Genomic DNA, 15,109 nt, shown 5'->3' with positions numbered 1-15,109 from the left:
CCGCCTCGTCGGACCGGCCCCGTCGCTCCGCTCCTCTTATCCCGCTGAACTCCCCTTTTCTTCCGCACGCCTGACGCCCCGAACCGAAGGACCGCCGCCGCCATGAGCTCCACCAGCACCAGCACCCTCACCACTCACTCGCACTCCCTCGACCCCCTCGCCGCCGCCGAGATCGCGTCCTTCGTCGCCGCCGTCCGCGCGAGCGACCGCATCGGCGCCCGCCCGCGCTTCTGGGGCATCAGCCTCGACGAGGAGAAGGCGCGCGGCATCGCGCCCGGCGGCGCCCGCCCCGTCCGCCTGGTCGTGCTCGACCCGGACGCCCGCGCCGCCTGGGAGGTGCGCGGCTGGACCGCCGGCCCCGACAGCCCCGCGATCGTCGAGGTCTGGACCGACGTCGACCACCGCCGCCCCGGCGTCTCCAGCGACGAGGCGCGCCTGATCGCCCAGGCGGCCCGGAACTCGCCGCTGCTCGCGGAGGCGCTCGCCCTCCGCGGCATCACCGACACCTCGCTGGTCTGGGTCGACCCGGAGTCGATCACCGGCTTCGTCCCCGACGACCTCGCCGACCGCCGGCTCAGCTGGGGCACGGTCTGGTACCGCGAGTTCCCCGAGGACAACGGCTACGCCCGCCCGGTCGCCGGCCTCGTGCCGATCCTCGACCTCGACACCCTCGAGGTGATCCGGATCGAGGACCACGGCGTGATCCCGATGGCGAGCGAGACCGGCGTCTACACCGCCGGCACCTGGGGCCCCGACCGCGAGGTGTCGAAGCTCGACATCGTCCAGGCCGACGGCCCGGGCTTCGCGATCGAGGGGCACCGCGTCGAGTGGCAGAACTGGTCGTTCCGGGTCGGCTTCAGCCACCGCGAGGGCCTCGTGCTGCACGAGCTGACTTACCGCGACGGCGACGTCGAGCGTCCGGTGCTGGCGCGCGCCGCCGTCAACGAGATGTACGTGCCGTACCTCGACAGCGACCCGACCGCCTACCGCAAGAACTTCTTCGACTGGGGCGAGTACGGCGCCGGCCCGCTCACCGCGAGCCTCGAGCTCGGCTGCGACTGCCTCGGCGAGATCCGCTACTTCGACGTCGACTACCTCGACGGCCACGGCGAGCCGCAGACCATCGTCAACGGCATCTGCCTGCACGAGGAGGACGACTCGATCCTCTGGAAGCACGTGAACACCCGCACCGGCAGCGCCGAGGTGCGCCGCAGCCGCCGCCTGGTGATCTCCAGCTTCGCGACCGTCGCGAACTACGACTACGGCTTCTACTGGTCGCTGTACCAGGACGGCTCGGTCGAACTCGAGGTGAAGCTGACCGGACTGATGTCGGTCAGCGGCATCGCCGACGGCGAGTCGCCGCGCTCGGGGCGGATGGTCGCGCCGAACGTGCAGGCGCCGATCCACCAGCACTACTTCGCGGTCCGCCTCGACACCGCGATCGACGGCCCGCTCAACCGCCTGGTCGAGGTGCACGCCGAGGCCGACCCCGACGAGACGACCAACCCCTACGGCAACGCCTGCCTCGCCGTCGAGACGCCGCTGGCCTCGGAGTCGGTGGCCGCCCGCCGCGCCGACCCGTCGCGCGCGCTGCACTGGCGGATCGAGAGCGAGTCGGCGCAGAACCGCTACGGCGAGGCGACCGCCTACCGCCTCGCGCTGCAGAACACCGCGCAGCTCTACGCCCGCCCGGGCAGCGTCGTCGAGCGGAAGGCGCCCTTCGTCGGGCAGCACCTCTGGGCGAGCGCCTTCGACCCGGAGCAGCGCTTCATCGCCGGCGAGTACCCCAACCAGGGCGAGCTCGGCGACGACGGCGTGCACGTCTGGCAGCAGGCCGACCGCTCGCTCGAGAACGAGCGCCTCGTGCTCTGGCCGGTCCTCGGCGTGCACCACTTCCCGCGCCCGGAGCAGTGGCCGATCATGCCCGTCGACCGGATCAGCCTGCGGCTGGAGCCGGACGGGTTCTTCGACCGGAACCCGTCGCTCGACGTGCCGGCGTCGGAGTCGGCGCACTGCGCGCCGGGGAGCTCGGGCGACGCGCACGCGTGCCACACCGATGGCGCGTCGGACGCCCACGCCGGGCACGAGCACGCGGAGCAGCAGCACGGGCACGAGGGCGGCCGCTGATGGCGGGCCTGGCTGAGCACCTGGCCGACAGCTCGGCCGTCGAGCTCGCCGCGGCCGTCGCCTCCCGCGAGGTCTCGGTCGTCGAGGTGATGCGCGCGCACCTGGAGCGGATCGAGGAGCGGAACCCCGCGATCCGCGCCGTCGTCTCGCAGCAGCCCGACTCGGTCTCGCTCGCCGCCGCGGAGGCCGCCGACCGCCGCACCGCCGAGGCGCTCGCGGCCGGCGAGGCGCTGCCACCGCTGCACGGCCTGCCGACCGCGGTGAAGGACCTGATGGACGTCGCCGGCTTCCCGACGACGAACGGCTCCGCCGCCTTCGCCGACGCCGCGCCCGCCGCGCACGACAGCGTCCTCGCGGCGCTGCTGCGCGAGTCCGGCGCCCTGATCATCGGCAAGACCAACACCCCCGAGATGGGCCAGGGGGTGCTGACCTTCAACCCGGTCTTCGGCACCACCGTGAACCCGTGGGACGTCTCGCGCCACGCCGGCGGGTCGAGCGGAGGCGCGGCCGCCGCCCTCGCCGCGCGGATGCTGCCGATCGCCGACGGCTCCGACAGCGGCGGCAGCCTGCGCTACCCGGCCGCGTTCTGCAACGTCGTCGGCGTGCGGCCGAGCCCCGGCCGCGTGGCCAGCGGGCGCACCGGCAACGCCTGGACCCCGCACGGCGTGACCGGCCCGATGGCTCGCGACTCCGCCGACGCCGCCCTCTTCCTCGACGCGCTCTCGGTCGAGAAGAGCGTCTGGCCGCTGTCGTCGCTGCCCGTGCACGCCGCGCGCCCGGTCGCGGTCGACGGCCTGCGGATCGCGTGGAGCGACGACGCCGGCGGGCTGCCGATCGACCCCGCCGTGCGCGCCGTGCACGCCGCGTTCGCCGCGCAGCTCTCCGGACTCGGCGCCGTGCTCGACGCGGACGAGCCCGACTTCGCGGGCGCCGACGAGGCCTGGGAGACCATCGAGACCTTCGAGTTCTTCCTCGGCGGCCGGCACGCCGTCGACGCGGGCGCCACCGGCTTCCGCCCCGACTACCTCCGCAACGTCGAGCAGGGCCGAGCGATGTCGGCGACGCAGCTCGCCGACGCCTACGAGCGCCGCACCCGCCTCTTCCGCGACACCGCCCGCGTCCTCGAGACGCACGACGTGCTGATCCTGCCGGCGACCCCCGTCGTCGCGCCACCCGCGGAGCTCGAGTGGGTGCCGTCCGTGGACGGCCACGACTTCGACCGCTACTTCACCTGGCAGATGCTCGCCAACCGCCTGACGCTCACGGCCCACCCGGTCGTCGTCACCTCGGCCGGCTTCACCCCCGACGGCCTCCCCGTCGGCGTCCAGGTCGTCGGCCGCCACGGCCGCGAGGCCCAGCTGCTGGCGGTCACCCGCGCCCTGGAGGAGGCCACCGGCTGGATCGCCCGGGTCCCGTCGTTCTGACGCCGGGCCTGCATCCCTCCTCGACTCTCCAGAAGTTGCGGTAGTCGCGCGCCACTACCGCAGCTTTCGGAGAGTCGCGGGGGCCGGGCGGCGACTCGCCGCGGCCGGCGAGGGGATCGGCGCGCACAACATCAGCCAGAACGGACCGGCCTCCCCTGACAGCGGAGGCCCTCCACTCTCAGCTGATGTTGTGCGGCTGCACTCCACGAGAGCGAGTTCGCGGAACCCGCGTGGGACGATACGGCTCGGCGGATGCGGTCTTCGGACCTCCGCATGCCGCGCGCGAGCTGACCGCGCTGCCGCGACCGATGTCCGCGAGAACGGAGCTCCCGTGACCGCCCTGCTCCTCCGCGGCGACGGCCGCTACGCCGATCCTTGGCATCCCTTCGGAGAGACCGCGGCCGCCCTGGCCGCGCTGCTCTCGGCGCGTGGGCACGAGGTCGAGATCCGCGGCGACGTCGACCAGGCGCTCGCCGATCTCGGCTCCGGCCGCGCACCGCTCCCGGACCTGCTCGTCGTCGACGTCGGTCAGCCGCGCGACGGCGGCGCGAGCCCGCTCGCCGAGGGGGCGGCGGCGCTCGCCCTGCTCGACCGGTCGGCGGTCCCGGTGCTCGGGATCCACGTCAGCTCCACGAGCTTCGGGGACTCCCCGGACTGGGCGACGCTCCTCGGCGGACGGTGGGTCCGCGGCACGACCATGCACCCGGACTACGGACCCGCCCGCATCGCGATCGCCGCGGGCGCGCATCCGATCACCGCGGGCCTCGACGACTTCGATGTGCAGGACGAGCGCTACTCCTGGCTCGAGGTCGCGGACGCCGCCCGGATCCTCGCGACGCACGAGCACGACGGCGAGCGGCACCCGATCGCCTGGGCGCTCGAGCGCGAGGGCGGCGGCCGCACCGTCTACGACGCGCTCGGCCACGACGCCGCGTCGTACTCCTCGCCCGGGCACGTGCGGCTGCTCACGGCAGCCCTCGACTGGCTCGAGGGCTGACCGCGGGTCAGGCCTCAGAGGTCGACGCCGACCCCCGCGAGCTCCTCGACCTGGCGCCAGAGCCGGTCGGCCGCGTCCGCCGGGGGAGCGGCGGTCCGGGCCGGCGGCGCGACGAGCACGGGCGCTCCCCGCAGGCGTCCTCGCGGGGAGACGTACTCCCCGCCCTGCAGCTGCGGATCGGTGAGCGCCCGCACGGCCGACCAGGCGGCGGTGTCCTTGCCCTGCGCCCACGGCGTGTACGGATTGCGCTGGTGAGGGGTCGTCGCGTCGCGGATCCCCGCGCGCTCCGGGGTCTTCGCGTCGACGCCCACTCCGGGCCGCGTGACGATCGACGCGACCGGGACGCCCGCGGCGCGCAGCCGGCGGTCGAGCTCGAAAGCCCAGATCTCGGTCGCCGTCTTGGCCTTCGTGTAGGCGCTGATGCCCACCCGCGGGACCCGGCGCAGATCGTCCACCCGCATCGGGAACTGCTGCACGAACCCCGTCGACGTGTGCACGATCCGGCTCCGGCCGCCGTGCTCGGCCGCGGTGGCCGCGAGTGCGGGCAGCAGCCGCGCGACCAGTCGCGCACTGGCGGCGACGTGCGTGCCGAGCAGCAGCGGCAGCCCGTCCTCGGTGACCGCGCGCGGGTCCATGCTCATCGCGCCGCCGTTGAGCAGTATCCCGTCGAGGCGGGGCAGCGCGGCGAGCTCCGCGGCGGCCCGGTCGACGGAGGCGGACGAGCCGAGCTCGAGCACGACGGTCCGGACCCGGGCTCGCGAGACCACGTCGCGGAGGGTGTCCGCCGCCCGCCGGAGCTTGCCCGCCGAGCGCGACGCCAGGGCGACGTCCGCGCCGGCGCCGGCCAGCTGCTCGGCGGCGAAGTAGCCGATGCCCGCGGTCGCACCGGTCACGACGACGGTGCGCCCGGTCTGGTCGGGGAGTCGGTCGGTGTCCCAACTCGGGTGCTCGCTCGTCATGCGGTCCTCGTCTCTCGAAGTGGATGATGTATCCGCATCGGACGCTAGCACGAAACGGATGACTCGTCCGCTTGCGTAGGATGGGGCGCATGGCAGTCCTCCGATCCGACGCCGCGCGGAGCCGCGCGCGCATCCTCGAGGTCGCGCGCACCCACGACCGGGGCACGTTGCGGCTGAACGAGGTCGCTCGCGAGGCCGGGGTCGGCGTCGCCACCGTCTACCGGCACTTCCCGACCGTCCACGCCCTCGTCGAGGCCCTCTCCGCCGACACTCTCGACGCGATGCTCGCCGTCTCGCGTCGTGCCGCCGCCCTGCCCGACCCCGGCGCCGCCCTCGCCGTGTACCTGCGCGAGGCGCTCGACCTCCAGCTGTCCGACGGTGGACTCCAGGCGGTGCTGCTCTCGCCGGAGGACGAGGCCGAGTCCGTCCGCGCGGCCAAGCGCGAGATCTTCGAGTCCTTCGCGGCCGTGCTCGCGGCGGCGCGCACCGCCGGCGCCGTCCGCCCGGACCTCACGATCGACCACCTCGAGCACCTCGTCTGCGGCATCGAGCACGCCGTCCGCCTCGGCTCTCCCGCCGACCGGGCGGTGCTGCTCGACGTGCTTCTCGACGGCCTGCGGCCGCGCGCCGTTCGGCAGCCGTGACCTGAGACCCGACCGACCAGAGGACCCGTCGTGCGCCACATCCCCCGGATCCGGCTCGACCGCCGCATCCCCGCCCCGCCGTTCGCCGACGCGGAGGCCTCGGCCGCGTTCCACCGCTCCCTCGCGATCCACCTGGCCGAGCTCGGCCGCGCCTCCGGAGGGCCGCACCCGGAGACCCTCGCGGTGTGCGCGCTGGTGAGCGCCGGCCGCGCGGACGCGTCGACGCTCCCGACTCCGCTCGTCCTGGCGACCGCGCTGCGCACCTTCTTCCCCGCCGGCTGGACGCCCGTCTCCGTCGTCGAGGCGGCGCGCGAGCTGCTGCCGTCGCGGGACCGGCACTGGTCCGTCGTGCGGGAGGACCGCCTCGCCTACGACGGCGACCCGCGCTGGTCGGCCCGCCGAGACTTCGCCGGCCGCTGGAGCGCCGAGTGGAACGAGCGCGGCACCGCGAGCCCCGACGTCACCGCCGAGGACGACGACGAGATGGTGCTGCACCTGATGGCGCACCTCACCGACCCGTTCCCCTACCCCTACGCCTGGTCGGGCACCGACGAGGAGTCCGCCCGCCGCCGCGCCGACGCCGCCGAGGTCGCCCGCGTCTTCGCGCTCGAGCGGCGCCTGCCCTACCTCGCGAGCTGGGCGGGCGCTGAGCCCGGAGCCGAGCGGGGCTAGGACCGGGGAGCGGTGGGCGCGGCGCGTCGGAGCCCTCGAAGACAACCCGAGCTGGGTCTCCTCGGACAGATCACCTTGTTCGCGCTGGTGAATTCATGCTGATCGAGTAGCCCGCGGAGCGGGCGTATCGAGATCTACCGACGTCTGAAGATGGGTCTGCAGACCCGAACGCATGACGACGGCGGGTCTCGATACGCCCCTGCGGGGCTACTCGACCAACATGGAGGGCGGTCGCCGCTGCGCCCTTTCCGTCCGGGAGATGCATGGTGATCGAGTAGCCCGCGGAGCGGGCGTATCGAGATCCACCGACGTCTGAGGATGGGTCTCGATACGCCCCTGCGGGGCTGCTCGACCAGCAGGGAGCGCTCGCTGCTCACGCCCGCGATGCGCCGCCCGCCTCCTCGTCCGCGAGGCGCTGCAGGACGCGCTCCGAGGCCGCGGACATCTCGGACGGGACCTCGAGGGCGGTGAGGTACTCGACGACGGAGGTCATCTCGTGGCTGCGGCGGACGGCGTGCTTGCGGCTGCCGGTCTCGTAGCGGTCGATCTTGGCCTCGACGTCGCCCGAGAGCTGGGCGGCGATCTGCTCGCGGATCCACGGCTCGCAGCCGGCGGCGCGGCCGGCGGTGACGGCCTCCACGACGACCGCGGCGAGGCTCTTCATCAGCACGCTCCGGAGCAGCTTGCGCGAGGTCGCGACGCCGGCCGGGCCGTCGATCCGCTCGACCTCGGCGCCGAGCGACGACAGCCAGGCCTCGACGTCCGCCGCCGCGGCGCCGCTGACGATGGTCTCGGTCCGCGCGCCCTTGGCGGGCACGGGGCCGAGGATCGCGACGTCGGCGAATCGGCCGCCCGCGGCGTCGATCACCCGCTCGACCGCCTCCATCGTGGCGGGGGAGGCGGTGGTGAAGTCGGCGTAGACGGCGCCCGCGCGCAGGTGCGGGGCGGCGTCGGCCGCGATCCGCTCGCTCAGCGACGCCGCCGTCAGCACGACGACGAGGTCGGCGGAGGAGACGGCGCCCGCCAGGTCAGCCGTCCGCTCCACCCCCTCGGGAGTGCCGGGAGCGGCCGGGTCGTAGCCCGAGACCGTGTCGCCGTGGGCGGCGGCCGCCGCCGCGTAGAGGGCTCCGGCCTCGCCGAGTCCGATGAATCCGATGCGCATCGCGCGTCCTTCCTTCGCCGGACGCTCGTGCGCTCCGGCTGATCAGCGCTGGAGGGCGTTCGCCGCTCGGCGCAGTTCTGGCACCTGCGCCTCGAGGTGGGCGCGGGGGGTGGTCTCGAGGGGGCCCGAGGCCGAGATCGCGGCGATCACGTCACCGGCAGCGCCCCCGAGGGGCACGCTCACGGCGGCGACGCCGGTCTCGCGTTCGTTGATGGAGATATGGAAGCCGTCGCGGCGGACCTGCGCGAGCTGCTCGCGCAGCTCGCGGGCCGTGACCCGCTCGCCGGCCGCGGTGTCGGTGTCGCCGAGCCCCTCGAGGATCCGGTCGCGCTCGTCCTCCGGCAGGGCGGCCAGGATGTTCTTCCCGGCGCCGACGTGCAGCGGCAGCCGGCGGCCGAGCGGGAGCTGGTAGCGCAGCGGGTCCTGCCCGTCGACGCGGACGGTGAGGATCCGCGAGTCGCCGATCCGCGCGTAGAGCGAGGCGGTCAGGCCCGTGCTGCCCGCCAGCTGCTGCAGCACCGGCCGGGCCCGGGCGATCAGCGGGTCGGTCGCGAGGTAGCTGTGCCCCATCCCGAGCGCCGCCGGCCCCAGCCGGTAGAGCCCGTTCTCGGTGGCGACGAGGCCGCGGTGCTGCAGCGAGCCGAGGATCCGCAGCACGGTCGCGTTCTGCAGCCCGGAGCCGCGGCTCAGCTCGACCAGCCGCAACGGGGAGTCGCTGCGCTCGAGGAGCTCGAGCAGGTCGAGCGCGCGGTCGACGCTGCGCACGGTCGAGGCGGACGCGTCCGCGGGAGTCTGGGCCATGGCCACCATTGTCCCGGGCCGCGGCGCTGACGTCCGCTACCCCGGCGTCCCCGGCGGCGGTCCCGTCCCCGGTCACGGCCCCGCCAGGATGCTCTTCCGAGTCGCGGTCTCCGTGGCGTGCTTGGCCTCCGCCCGCTCCAGCACGGCCTCGGCCTCGCCGCGCGGGACGACCGCCAGGCCGTCGGAGTCGCCGAGCACGAGGTCGCCGGGGGAGACCACGACCGAGCCGATCGCGACGGGCACGCCGAGCCGGAACGGTCCGTTCTTGTAGGGGCCGGCCGGGCTGACCGCGCGGGCGAACGCCGGGAAGCCCATCTCCTCGAGGTCGTCGACGTCGCGCAGCGCCCCGTCGATCACGATGCCGATGCAGCCGACCTTGCGCAGCCGCTCGCCGATCAGCTCGCCGACGAGCGCGCGGTCCTGCACGCCGTGGCCGTTGACGACGAGGACGTCGCCGGGGCTGAGCCGGCCGATCGCCTCGTGGATGCCCGCGTTGTCGCCGCCGGCGACCTCCACCGTGAAGGCGGGGCCGGCCAGTCGGGCGCCGCGCCAGACGGGGCGGATCGCGGCGTCGACGACGCCGAGGCGGTCCATGGAGTCGCCGACGTTGGCGACGGGGAGGGCGGCGAAGCGCTCGAGGAGGGATCTGTCGGTCATGTCGTTCTCGTTCCGTGTCGAGGGAGCGCCGCCTAGTCGGCGGGCTTCCAGCCGTGGGCGTAGGAGAGGAGGAGCGTCCAGATGCCGAGCACACCGGCGACGCCGAACGTCCACGGGCTGAGCGCGGCGGAGGCGCCGGCGATGAGGGTGCCGTTCACGACGACCAGACCGGCGATCTGCAGCAGGACGAGGATCGTGCCGAGCACGAGCATCGTGACGAGGAGGACCACGAAGACGGTGGTCATCACGGAGATGACGCGCTGACGGCCGGGGCCGTGCGGGGAGTCGCGGGGGGCGGTTTCTTCGGACATCAGTGTCTCCAGGACGAGGGCGGGAAAACGGCGGCGGGGCGGGGGCGGGGGCGGGCGCGCATCAGTGCGGCACCGGCAGCCAGCCCGGCCCGATGAGGGCGGCGATGAGCAGGATCGGGAGGACGTAGAGCACGATCAGCGGGACGAACGTCTTCACCGGGTTCACCTGCGCGATGCCGGTCGCGATGTAGATCGCGGCGGCACCGGGCGGGGAGGCGCCCTCGGTGGAGGCGGCGACGAGGACGACGCACGCCGCGAGCACCGGGTCGACGCCCGAGGCGACGAGGACGCTGAAGCCGATGCCGCCGATCGTCGCGATGGTCGCGGTCGAGCTCAGCGGCCCGGCGACCAGGACGACCATCACGGCGACGATCACCGACATCACGACGGGCGAGGCGTTCAGCCCGTTCAGCACGGTGGAGAGCTGCTCCGCGAGCCCGAGCTCGGTGAGCACCGCGCCGCCGGCGAAGGCGAAGACCAGCGTGGCGCCGATGTCGCGGTAGCGGGGCGCGGTCTTCGCGACGAAGGCGTACCACTCCCGGCCCGACTTCGGCAGGCCGCGCCAGCCCAGCGCGGCGGCGAAGAGGCCGAGCAGCACGGGGATCCAGACGATGATGCTGATCGCGTCCATCACGTCCGCGCCGAGCACGCCGGTCAGCGCCTCGCCGGTGGGGCCGAGGGTGACGACGACGGGGATGATGATGCCGAGGAAGACGAGCAGCGAGGTCCAGCCGCGGCGGAACGACTTGGCGAACGGCAGGATGTCGGCGGCGGCGACGCGGCCGATCTTGTACTTGCGGACGAAGTAGAAGACGACGATCAGGCGCCAGAGGATGCACCAGGCGGCGGCGGCGAACATCGCGAGCAGCAGCTGGTCGATCGAGATGTACGGCGCGACGGTGGCGGTGCCGATCAGGATGAAGAACGAGGCGCTCGGCGGGATGACGGTGCCGTTGCCCGCGTTCCCGGCGATCAGCGTCGCGGCCACGTGCGGCGGCCAGTTCGAGCGCTTCATCCACGGGATCGCGACCGAGCCCATGGTCGCCGCGTTCGCGGATCCGGAGTGCGCGACCGCGCCGAACAGCGCCGAGCCGACGGTGGCGACGTAGCCCGCGCCGCCGCGGAGGCGGCCGAGCAGCGAGTTCAGCAGGTCGACCTGCCGGTCGATGACGCCGGTGGAGGCGAGCAGGAAGCCGATGAAGGTGAAGGCCAGCGCGGCGAACACGATCTCCTGGTCGAAGGCGGCCTGCATGCCGACCAGGACCAGGCGGAGGAAGTCGCCGCCGCCGAAGGCGCAGACGACCAGGAAGCCGACCACCATGGCCTCGCCGATGCCGCGCTTGAGCGCGACGCTCCAGATCACGATGACCGCGATGTACGCGATGAGGGCCCAGACAGCCAACCCCATGGGGTGTTCCTTCCGCTCGTCGTTGAGGGATGCGGAGTTCACTAGGTGAACTCAAAGTTCGTTTTGACGAGTATGGAGGGCGGGGGCGGGAGGGGTCAAGTCGGAGGGGTGGCGCTGGAGGAGGGCGATGTTCCTGAGGAAGGGCGCGCAGCGCCGCGGGAATCAGGCGACGGTGGCTCGACCGGCGGCGGCGGCGACCGCGCACTGCGCACTGAGACGTTCAAGAAGACCGCCCGGCTCGGCGTCGCTGAGAGCCCCGGTGCCCCAGTGAGTCCGCTGCACCGGGAACTGGATGCTCTCTGCCTCGTTCGAAGACATGATTCTGCTGACCGCCGACCCGCGGTGCTGTACATCGACTTCCCTCGTCACCCCCGCGACCACGGCCGCTCCCGGTGCCGTGATCACGACGTCGGACACTTCAGCAGTACGGGTCGCGGCCTCACCGTCGTGCTCTCCTCCGGCTCCCGAGCCGGCCTGGCCGGCACCAGGTCCCGGTACCACGATTCCAAGGAGCACGTCGGCGCGATCAACGCCTCCAGCACCGCCTAGTACGCGAGCAGCAGACCGACGAGCACTGCACCCGGCCCGTCGTGACGGCCGTGCCTCCGCCTGGAATGCAGTCGTCGACGGACGTCGACGTGCAACAGGACGCGACTCGGTCCTTCCGTTCGCGTCGAGGGTGCCGACGCTCAGCCCGGCTGATGCACGTGGATGTCGCTGCTCGACGTCACGCCGTTGAACTCGAGATACAGCTGCCCCTCGACGACCGACACGGTCAGCGAGTTGCGGCGCTCGAGTACCGCGACCGCGGCATCCAGGAACCCGTGGTCGAAGCTCTGCACGGTGATCTGCTCGAGCTGGTGGACTCGCTTGCCGGACCACGCCGCGATCACCTTCTCCGGGTCGCGATGCGTGTAGACCGTCGTGCGGTCGGCCAGCCTGCTCCCGAAGTGCAGTCGCTCGGCATCCGGCGCGCCCACCTCGATCCACGTGGTCAACCTGCCGGTGAGATCACGGACCAGCACCGCCGGCTCGGTCGCCGTCGACGAGATCCCCTCGCTGAAGGTGATCCCCTCCACGTATTCGAGGCAGTAGGCGAGCACGCGCGTCATCATGAACACGTCGGTCTCGGAAGGGTGCCGAGCGGCCCGCAGCGTGATGTCCTCGTAGACGCCGCGGTCCACATCGGCCAGCTGTATCGCGAAGTTGTACATCACTGCGCCGGCTGCCATGCGTGCGAGCCTATGTCCTCTCGCTCATCGAGCTCCGGTCTCGGCTTCACACTCGACCGCACCTTCACGCTCGATGCGGACACCACGGTCGCGACCACGGGTGTCGACGGAACGACGATCCGGGGAGCGGTGGTGACACTCGGAGACCACCGAGTCGAGCTGCTGCAGTACGACCCCCCTCGGTCGGCTCGAGCAGCCGGCTCACCCGCGGACATCGGCACGGTGCACATCGCGCTGACGGTCTCGGACCTCGACCGGGTGCTGGGCCTGGGTGCTGCGCACGGTTGGCGGCCGGTCGGTCCGCCCCACCGGATGACCAGCGGCGCCCGAGCGGGTACGCGCATCGTCTACCTCGAGGGTGCGCTCGGCGGCTTCCTCGAACTGATCGCGCCACCGCGACTTTCCTAGCGCGAGTCTGAGGGGCTGAGCTGCAGGAGGGCGGCGGCGCGCAATCGCGCGACGCCGCCCCGAGGGATCAGGCGATGGCGGCGATCAGGCGATGGCAGCGCGCAGCGCGGCAGCCGCCGCACCCACGTCGGGCGCCCCGTAGATCGCGCCGCCCGCGACGGCGACCACGGCGCCCGAGCGCTGCACCGACTCGATGGTGGCGGTGCTCACGCCGCCCGCGACCGAGAACGGGACGCCCGAGGCCTCGCCGTCGCGCAGCAGCGTCTCGAAGGTGAAGCCCTCCTCGGCCTGCTCGTCGAGGCCGGCGTGCATCTCGACGAACTCGGCGCCGAGCGCGACGACCTCGCGGGCGCGGGCGGCCTTGTCGGGGACGCCGATCAGGTCGACGACGACGCCCTTGCCGTGCTTCTTGCCGGCGGCGATCGCGCCGGCGATGGTGCTGTCGCCGGCGACGCCGAGGACGGTCACCAGGTCGGCGCCGGCCTTGAAGGCCATGTCGGCCTCGAGCTCGCCGGCGTCCATCGTCTTGAGGTCGGCGAAGACCGTCTTGTCGGGGTGCGCCTCCTTGACGGCGGTGATGGCCGAGAGGCCGGCGCTCTTGATCAGCGGGGTGCCGAGCTCGAGGATGTCGACGTGCGGGGCGGCCGCGGCGGCGAGCTCGAGGGCGGCGTCGGTGCTGAGGGTGTCCATGGCGAACTGGAGCTTCACGGGGTGCTTCTTCCTGTCGAGGTGGGGGTATGGAGGAGAGTGGGGTCGGTCGTCATTCGAGGTTCGCGTGGCGCGGCCAGAGCTCGTCGGCGCTCGCGCCGCCGCGCTTCCAGAGCGCGTGGAACAGGGCGTCGCCGGTGAGCACGACGACCTGCTCGAAGAGCCCGCCGGAGTACTGCGCCGAGGCCGCGCCCGAGCGGTCGAGCTTGTCGGCGGCCGGCACGATCACGACGGCGGAGGCCAGCTCGGCCAGCGGGGATCCGGCGGCGGTGGTGATCGCGGCGACCCGCGCGCCGGCGTCGACGGCGGACTGCGCGGCGCGCACGATGCCGCCGGTGGTGCCGGAGCCGCTCGCGGTGAGCAGCACGTCGCCCTCGCGGATCGCGGGGGTGGTGACGTCGCCGACCACGTGCACGACGAGACCGAGGTGCATCAGCCGCATGGCGGTCATCCGCAGCGCGAGGCCGGAGCGGCCGGCGCCGTGCACGAAGACGCGCTCGGCGTCCGCGAGCAGCTCGGCGACGGGCTCGAGGCGGTCGGTCGTGAGCGCGGCGGTCGCCTTCGAGACCTCGGCGACGATCGCGGCGAGGGCCTGGGCGGGGTCGGTGGTGACGTCGGTGGATGCGGGCATGTGGCCAGCCTGCGCGTGGGGGACACCGGCTCCCACCACCCGATGAGACGGTTCCGCCTACCCGATCGGGTGGGTGGCGCCGTGTGCGGGTAGGCCGGGTAGGTTCGAGGGATGGAGCCCGCCGAGACCGCCGCCGAGACCCCCGCCTCCCGCTCGCTGCTGCAGCAGCACGCGCGCACCGTCGCCGAGCAGGCCGACCGGCACGCGGTGGCGCTGGAGTCGGTGCTCGCCGCCCTGCGCGCCGAGCGCCTGGACGACCGGGCGGCCCGCACCGTCGCGATCGACATCGCCGCGAACGCGCTGGTCGAGCTGCGCACCGCCTCCGACGAGCAGCGCAGCGCGATGCTCGAGCCGGTGGTCGGAGCGTTCGCCCGGCTGCGGCGCGACCTGAGCCCGCTGGTGCGGTTCGGCGATCTCGACGTGCAGTTCGTCGAGCCGCCGGCGACGGGACGCGCGCTGCCCGGCGAGGTCGCGCACGCGGCGCGCGCGATCGTGCGGAGCGCGGTGCTGGCCTTCGTGGAGTCGGAGCAGACGCGGCGGGTGCGGATCCAGTGGGACTGCGACGGGCTGAACCTGCTGGTCGAGATCCGCGACGACGGCCGCGGCGAGCTGACCACCCGCGACGAGGCGCTGCGCCCGATCGCGGAGCGCGTGCGCGGCCTCGACGGCGAGCTGTCGATCGCGTCGACGGCGGGCTGGGGCTCGACCCTGTCGATCCGCCTGCCGCTCGACCCGCCGGCTCAACCGGACGGGCTCGACGTCGCCGAGCTGAGCGCCCGCGAGCGCGAGGTGCTGAACCTGATCACACTCGGCGCCTCGAACCAGCGGATCGCGGACGACCTCGGGATCAGCGGCAACACCGCGAAGTTCCACGTGTCGAACCTGCTGCGCAAGGCCGGCGCGCACAACCGGGCGGAGCTGGCCGCCCTGGCCCGGTGACGCGCGCCGACCTCGCGGGACCGTCGGCG

At 73.5% G+C, this 15,109-nt stretch carries 16 protein-coding genes; 7 read left to right on the top strand and 9 right to left on the bottom strand.

Going from position 1 to position 15,109, the window contains the following annotated elements; all coding sequences use genetic code 11:
* The first annotated feature begins 102 nt into the window (after positions 1 to 102).
* From MT350_RS08575 to MT350_RS08565, 3 genes are all read left to right on the top strand, one after another.
* The gene (locus MT350_RS08575) at positions 103 to 2,127 is read left to right on the top strand and encodes a primary-amine oxidase (RefSeq protein ID WP_243599556.1); all 2,025 of its coding nucleotides are present in this window, start codon (positions 103 to 105) and stop codon (positions 2,125 to 2,127) included.
* The gene (locus MT350_RS08570; protein ID WP_243599557.1) at positions 2,127 to 3,551 is read left to right on the top strand and encodes an amidase; all 1,425 of its coding nucleotides are present in this window, start codon (positions 2,127 to 2,129) and stop codon (positions 3,549 to 3,551) included. The genes MT350_RS08575 and MT350_RS08570 overlap by 1 nt, the downstream gene beginning before the upstream one ends.
* Positions 3,552 to 3,882: 331 nt before the next feature.
* On the top strand, positions 3,883 to 4,548 hold the full coding sequence (locus tag MT350_RS08565) for a ThuA domain-containing protein (protein ID WP_243599558.1): 666 nt from the start codon (positions 3,883 to 3,885) through the stop codon (positions 4,546 to 4,548).
* 14 nt (positions 4,549 to 4,562) lie between these two features.
* Here MT350_RS08565 and MT350_RS08560 read toward each other — a convergent pair whose 3' ends face one another.
* Positions 4,563 to 5,507 carry an SDR family NAD(P)-dependent oxidoreductase gene (locus MT350_RS08560; RefSeq protein WP_243599559.1) on the bottom strand — a complete coding sequence of 315 codons (945 nt, stop codon included), beginning with the start codon at positions 5,505 to 5,507 and terminating at the stop codon, positions 4,563 to 4,565.
* A gap of 89 nt (positions 5,508 to 5,596) precedes the next feature.
* Here MT350_RS08560 and MT350_RS08555 point away from each other — a divergent pair, with 89 nt between their 5' ends.
* Complete coding sequence (locus tag MT350_RS08555; RefSeq protein WP_243599560.1) at positions 5,597 to 6,151, top strand: TetR/AcrR family transcriptional regulator; 555 nt, start codon at positions 5,597 to 5,599, stop codon at positions 6,149 to 6,151.
* Between the two features lie 30 nt (positions 6,152 to 6,181).
* The gene (locus MT350_RS08550; RefSeq protein ID WP_243599561.1) at positions 6,182 to 6,823 is read left to right on the top strand and encodes a hypothetical protein; all 642 of its coding nucleotides are present in this window, start codon (positions 6,182 to 6,184) and stop codon (positions 6,821 to 6,823) included.
* Between the two features lie 373 nt (positions 6,824 to 7,196).
* On the opposite strand, the gene MT350_RS08545 is transcribed toward MT350_RS08550, so the two are convergent.
* From MT350_RS08545 to MT350_RS08520, 6 genes are all read right to left on the bottom strand, one after another.
* Positions 7,197 to 7,985, bottom strand: a complete 789-nt coding sequence (locus tag MT350_RS08545; protein ID WP_243599562.1) for an NAD(P)-dependent oxidoreductase — start codon at positions 7,983 to 7,985, stop codon at positions 7,197 to 7,199.
* 42 nt (positions 7,986 to 8,027) lie between these two features.
* Positions 8,028 to 8,786 (bottom strand): IclR family transcriptional regulator, encoded by a 759-nt coding sequence (locus MT350_RS08540; RefSeq protein WP_243599563.1) that lies wholly within the window; start codon positions 8,784 to 8,786, stop codon positions 8,028 to 8,030.
* Positions 8,787 to 8,858: 72 nt separating this feature from the next.
* Entirely contained in the window at positions 8,859 to 9,443 is a 585-nt protein-coding gene (locus MT350_RS08535) for a methyltransferase (protein WP_243599564.1), read from the bottom strand.
* A 32-nt stretch (positions 9,444 to 9,475) separates the two neighbouring features.
* Positions 9,476 to 9,754 (bottom strand): hypothetical protein, encoded by a 279-nt coding sequence (locus MT350_RS08530; RefSeq protein WP_243599565.1) that lies wholly within the window; start codon positions 9,752 to 9,754, stop codon positions 9,476 to 9,478.
* A 61-nt stretch (positions 9,755 to 9,815) separates the two neighbouring features.
* Positions 9,816 to 11,162 carry a TRAP transporter large permease subunit gene (locus MT350_RS08525; protein WP_243599566.1) on the bottom strand — a complete coding sequence of 449 codons (1,347 nt, stop codon included), beginning with the start codon at positions 11,160 to 11,162 and terminating at the stop codon, positions 9,816 to 9,818.
* A gap of 689 nt (positions 11,163 to 11,851) precedes the next feature.
* The gene (locus MT350_RS08520; RefSeq protein ID WP_243599568.1) at positions 11,852 to 12,394 is read right to left on the bottom strand and encodes a YaeQ family protein; all 543 of its coding nucleotides are present in this window, start codon (positions 12,392 to 12,394) and stop codon (positions 11,852 to 11,854) included.
* 12 nt (positions 12,395 to 12,406) lie between these two features.
* Between MT350_RS08520 and MT350_RS08515 the strand changes: the two genes are divergently transcribed.
* Entirely contained in the window at positions 12,407 to 12,802 is a 396-nt protein-coding gene (locus tag MT350_RS08515) for a VOC family protein (protein WP_243615729.1), read from the top strand.
* A gap of 84 nt (positions 12,803 to 12,886) precedes the next feature.
* Here the strand turns inward: MT350_RS08515 and hxlA are convergent, their stop codons facing one another.
* Both hxlA and hxlB read right to left on the bottom strand, forming a co-directional pair.
* Positions 12,887 to 13,510: a 3-hexulose-6-phosphate synthase gene (hxlA, locus tag MT350_RS08510; protein WP_243599570.1), complete on the bottom strand. Its 624-nt coding sequence runs from the start codon at positions 13,508 to 13,510 to the stop codon at positions 12,887 to 12,889.
* A 52-nt stretch (positions 13,511 to 13,562) separates the two neighbouring features.
* Positions 13,563 to 14,141 (bottom strand): 6-phospho-3-hexuloisomerase, encoded by a 579-nt coding sequence (gene hxlB / locus MT350_RS08505; protein ID WP_132435456.1) that lies wholly within the window; start codon positions 14,139 to 14,141, stop codon positions 13,563 to 13,565.
* 111 nt (positions 14,142 to 14,252) lie between these two features.
* Between hxlB and MT350_RS08500 the strand changes: the two genes are divergently transcribed.
* The gene (locus tag MT350_RS08500) at positions 14,253 to 15,080 is read left to right on the top strand and encodes a response regulator transcription factor family protein (protein WP_243599571.1); all 828 of its coding nucleotides are present in this window, start codon (positions 14,253 to 14,255) and stop codon (positions 15,078 to 15,080) included.
* Positions 15,081 to 15,109: the final 29 nt, after the last annotated feature.

This window comes from Rathayibacter sp. VKM Ac-2928, from assembly GCF_022815545.1.
In the GTDB taxonomy this organism is placed as follows: domain Bacteria; phylum Actinomycetota; class Actinomycetes; order Actinomycetales; family Microbacteriaceae; genus Rathayibacter; species Rathayibacter festucae.
Note: the sequence above shows the minus strand (reverse complement) of the source record. Positions and strands in the feature narration are given on the sequence as shown.

Bases quoted from the DNA above. Each gene is read 5' to 3' on its own strand.
- MT350_RS08575 (WP_243599556.1), top strand. From the start codon at position 103: ATGAGCTCCACCAGCACCAGCACCCTCACCACTCACTCGCACTCCCTC.
- MT350_RS08570 (WP_243599557.1), top strand. From the start codon at position 2,127: ATGGCGGGCCTGGCTGAGCACCTGGCCGACAGCTCGGCCGTCGAGCTC.
- MT350_RS08560 (WP_243599559.1), bottom strand. From the start codon at position 5,507: ATGACGAGCGAGCACCCGAGTTGGGACACCGACCGACTCCCCGACCAG.
- MT350_RS08555 (WP_243599560.1), top strand. From the start codon at position 5,597: ATGGCAGTCCTCCGATCCGACGCCGCGCGGAGCCGCGCGCGCATCCTC.
- MT350_RS08545 (WP_243599562.1), bottom strand. From the start codon at position 7,985: ATGCGCATCGGATTCATCGGACTCGGCGAGGCCGGAGCCCTCTACGCG.
- MT350_RS08540 (WP_243599563.1), bottom strand. From the start codon at position 8,786: ATGGCCCAGACTCCCGCGGACGCGTCCGCCTCGACCGTGCGCAGCGTC.
- MT350_RS08535 (WP_243599564.1), bottom strand. From the start codon at position 9,443: ATGACCGACAGATCCCTCCTCGAGCGCTTCGCCGCCCTCCCCGTCGCC.
- MT350_RS08530 (WP_243599565.1), bottom strand. From the start codon at position 9,754: ATGTCCGAAGAAACCGCCCCCCGCGACTCCCCGCACGGCCCCGGCCGT.
- MT350_RS08525 (WP_243599566.1), bottom strand. From the start codon at position 11,162: ATGGGGTTGGCTGTCTGGGCCCTCATCGCGTACATCGCGGTCATCGTG.
- MT350_RS08520 (WP_243599568.1), bottom strand. From the start codon at position 12,394: ATGGCAGCCGGCGCAGTGATGTACAACTTCGCGATACAGCTGGCCGAT.
- MT350_RS08515 (WP_243615729.1), top strand. From the start codon at position 12,407: ATGTCCTCTCGCTCATCGAGCTCCGGTCTCGGCTTCACACTCGACCGC.
- hxlB (WP_132435456.1), bottom strand. From the start codon at position 14,141: ATGCCCGCATCCACCGACGTCACCACCGACCCCGCCCAGGCCCTCGCC.
- MT350_RS08500 (WP_243599571.1), top strand. From the start codon at position 14,253: ATGGAGCCCGCCGAGACCGCCGCCGAGACCCCCGCCTCCCGCTCGCTG.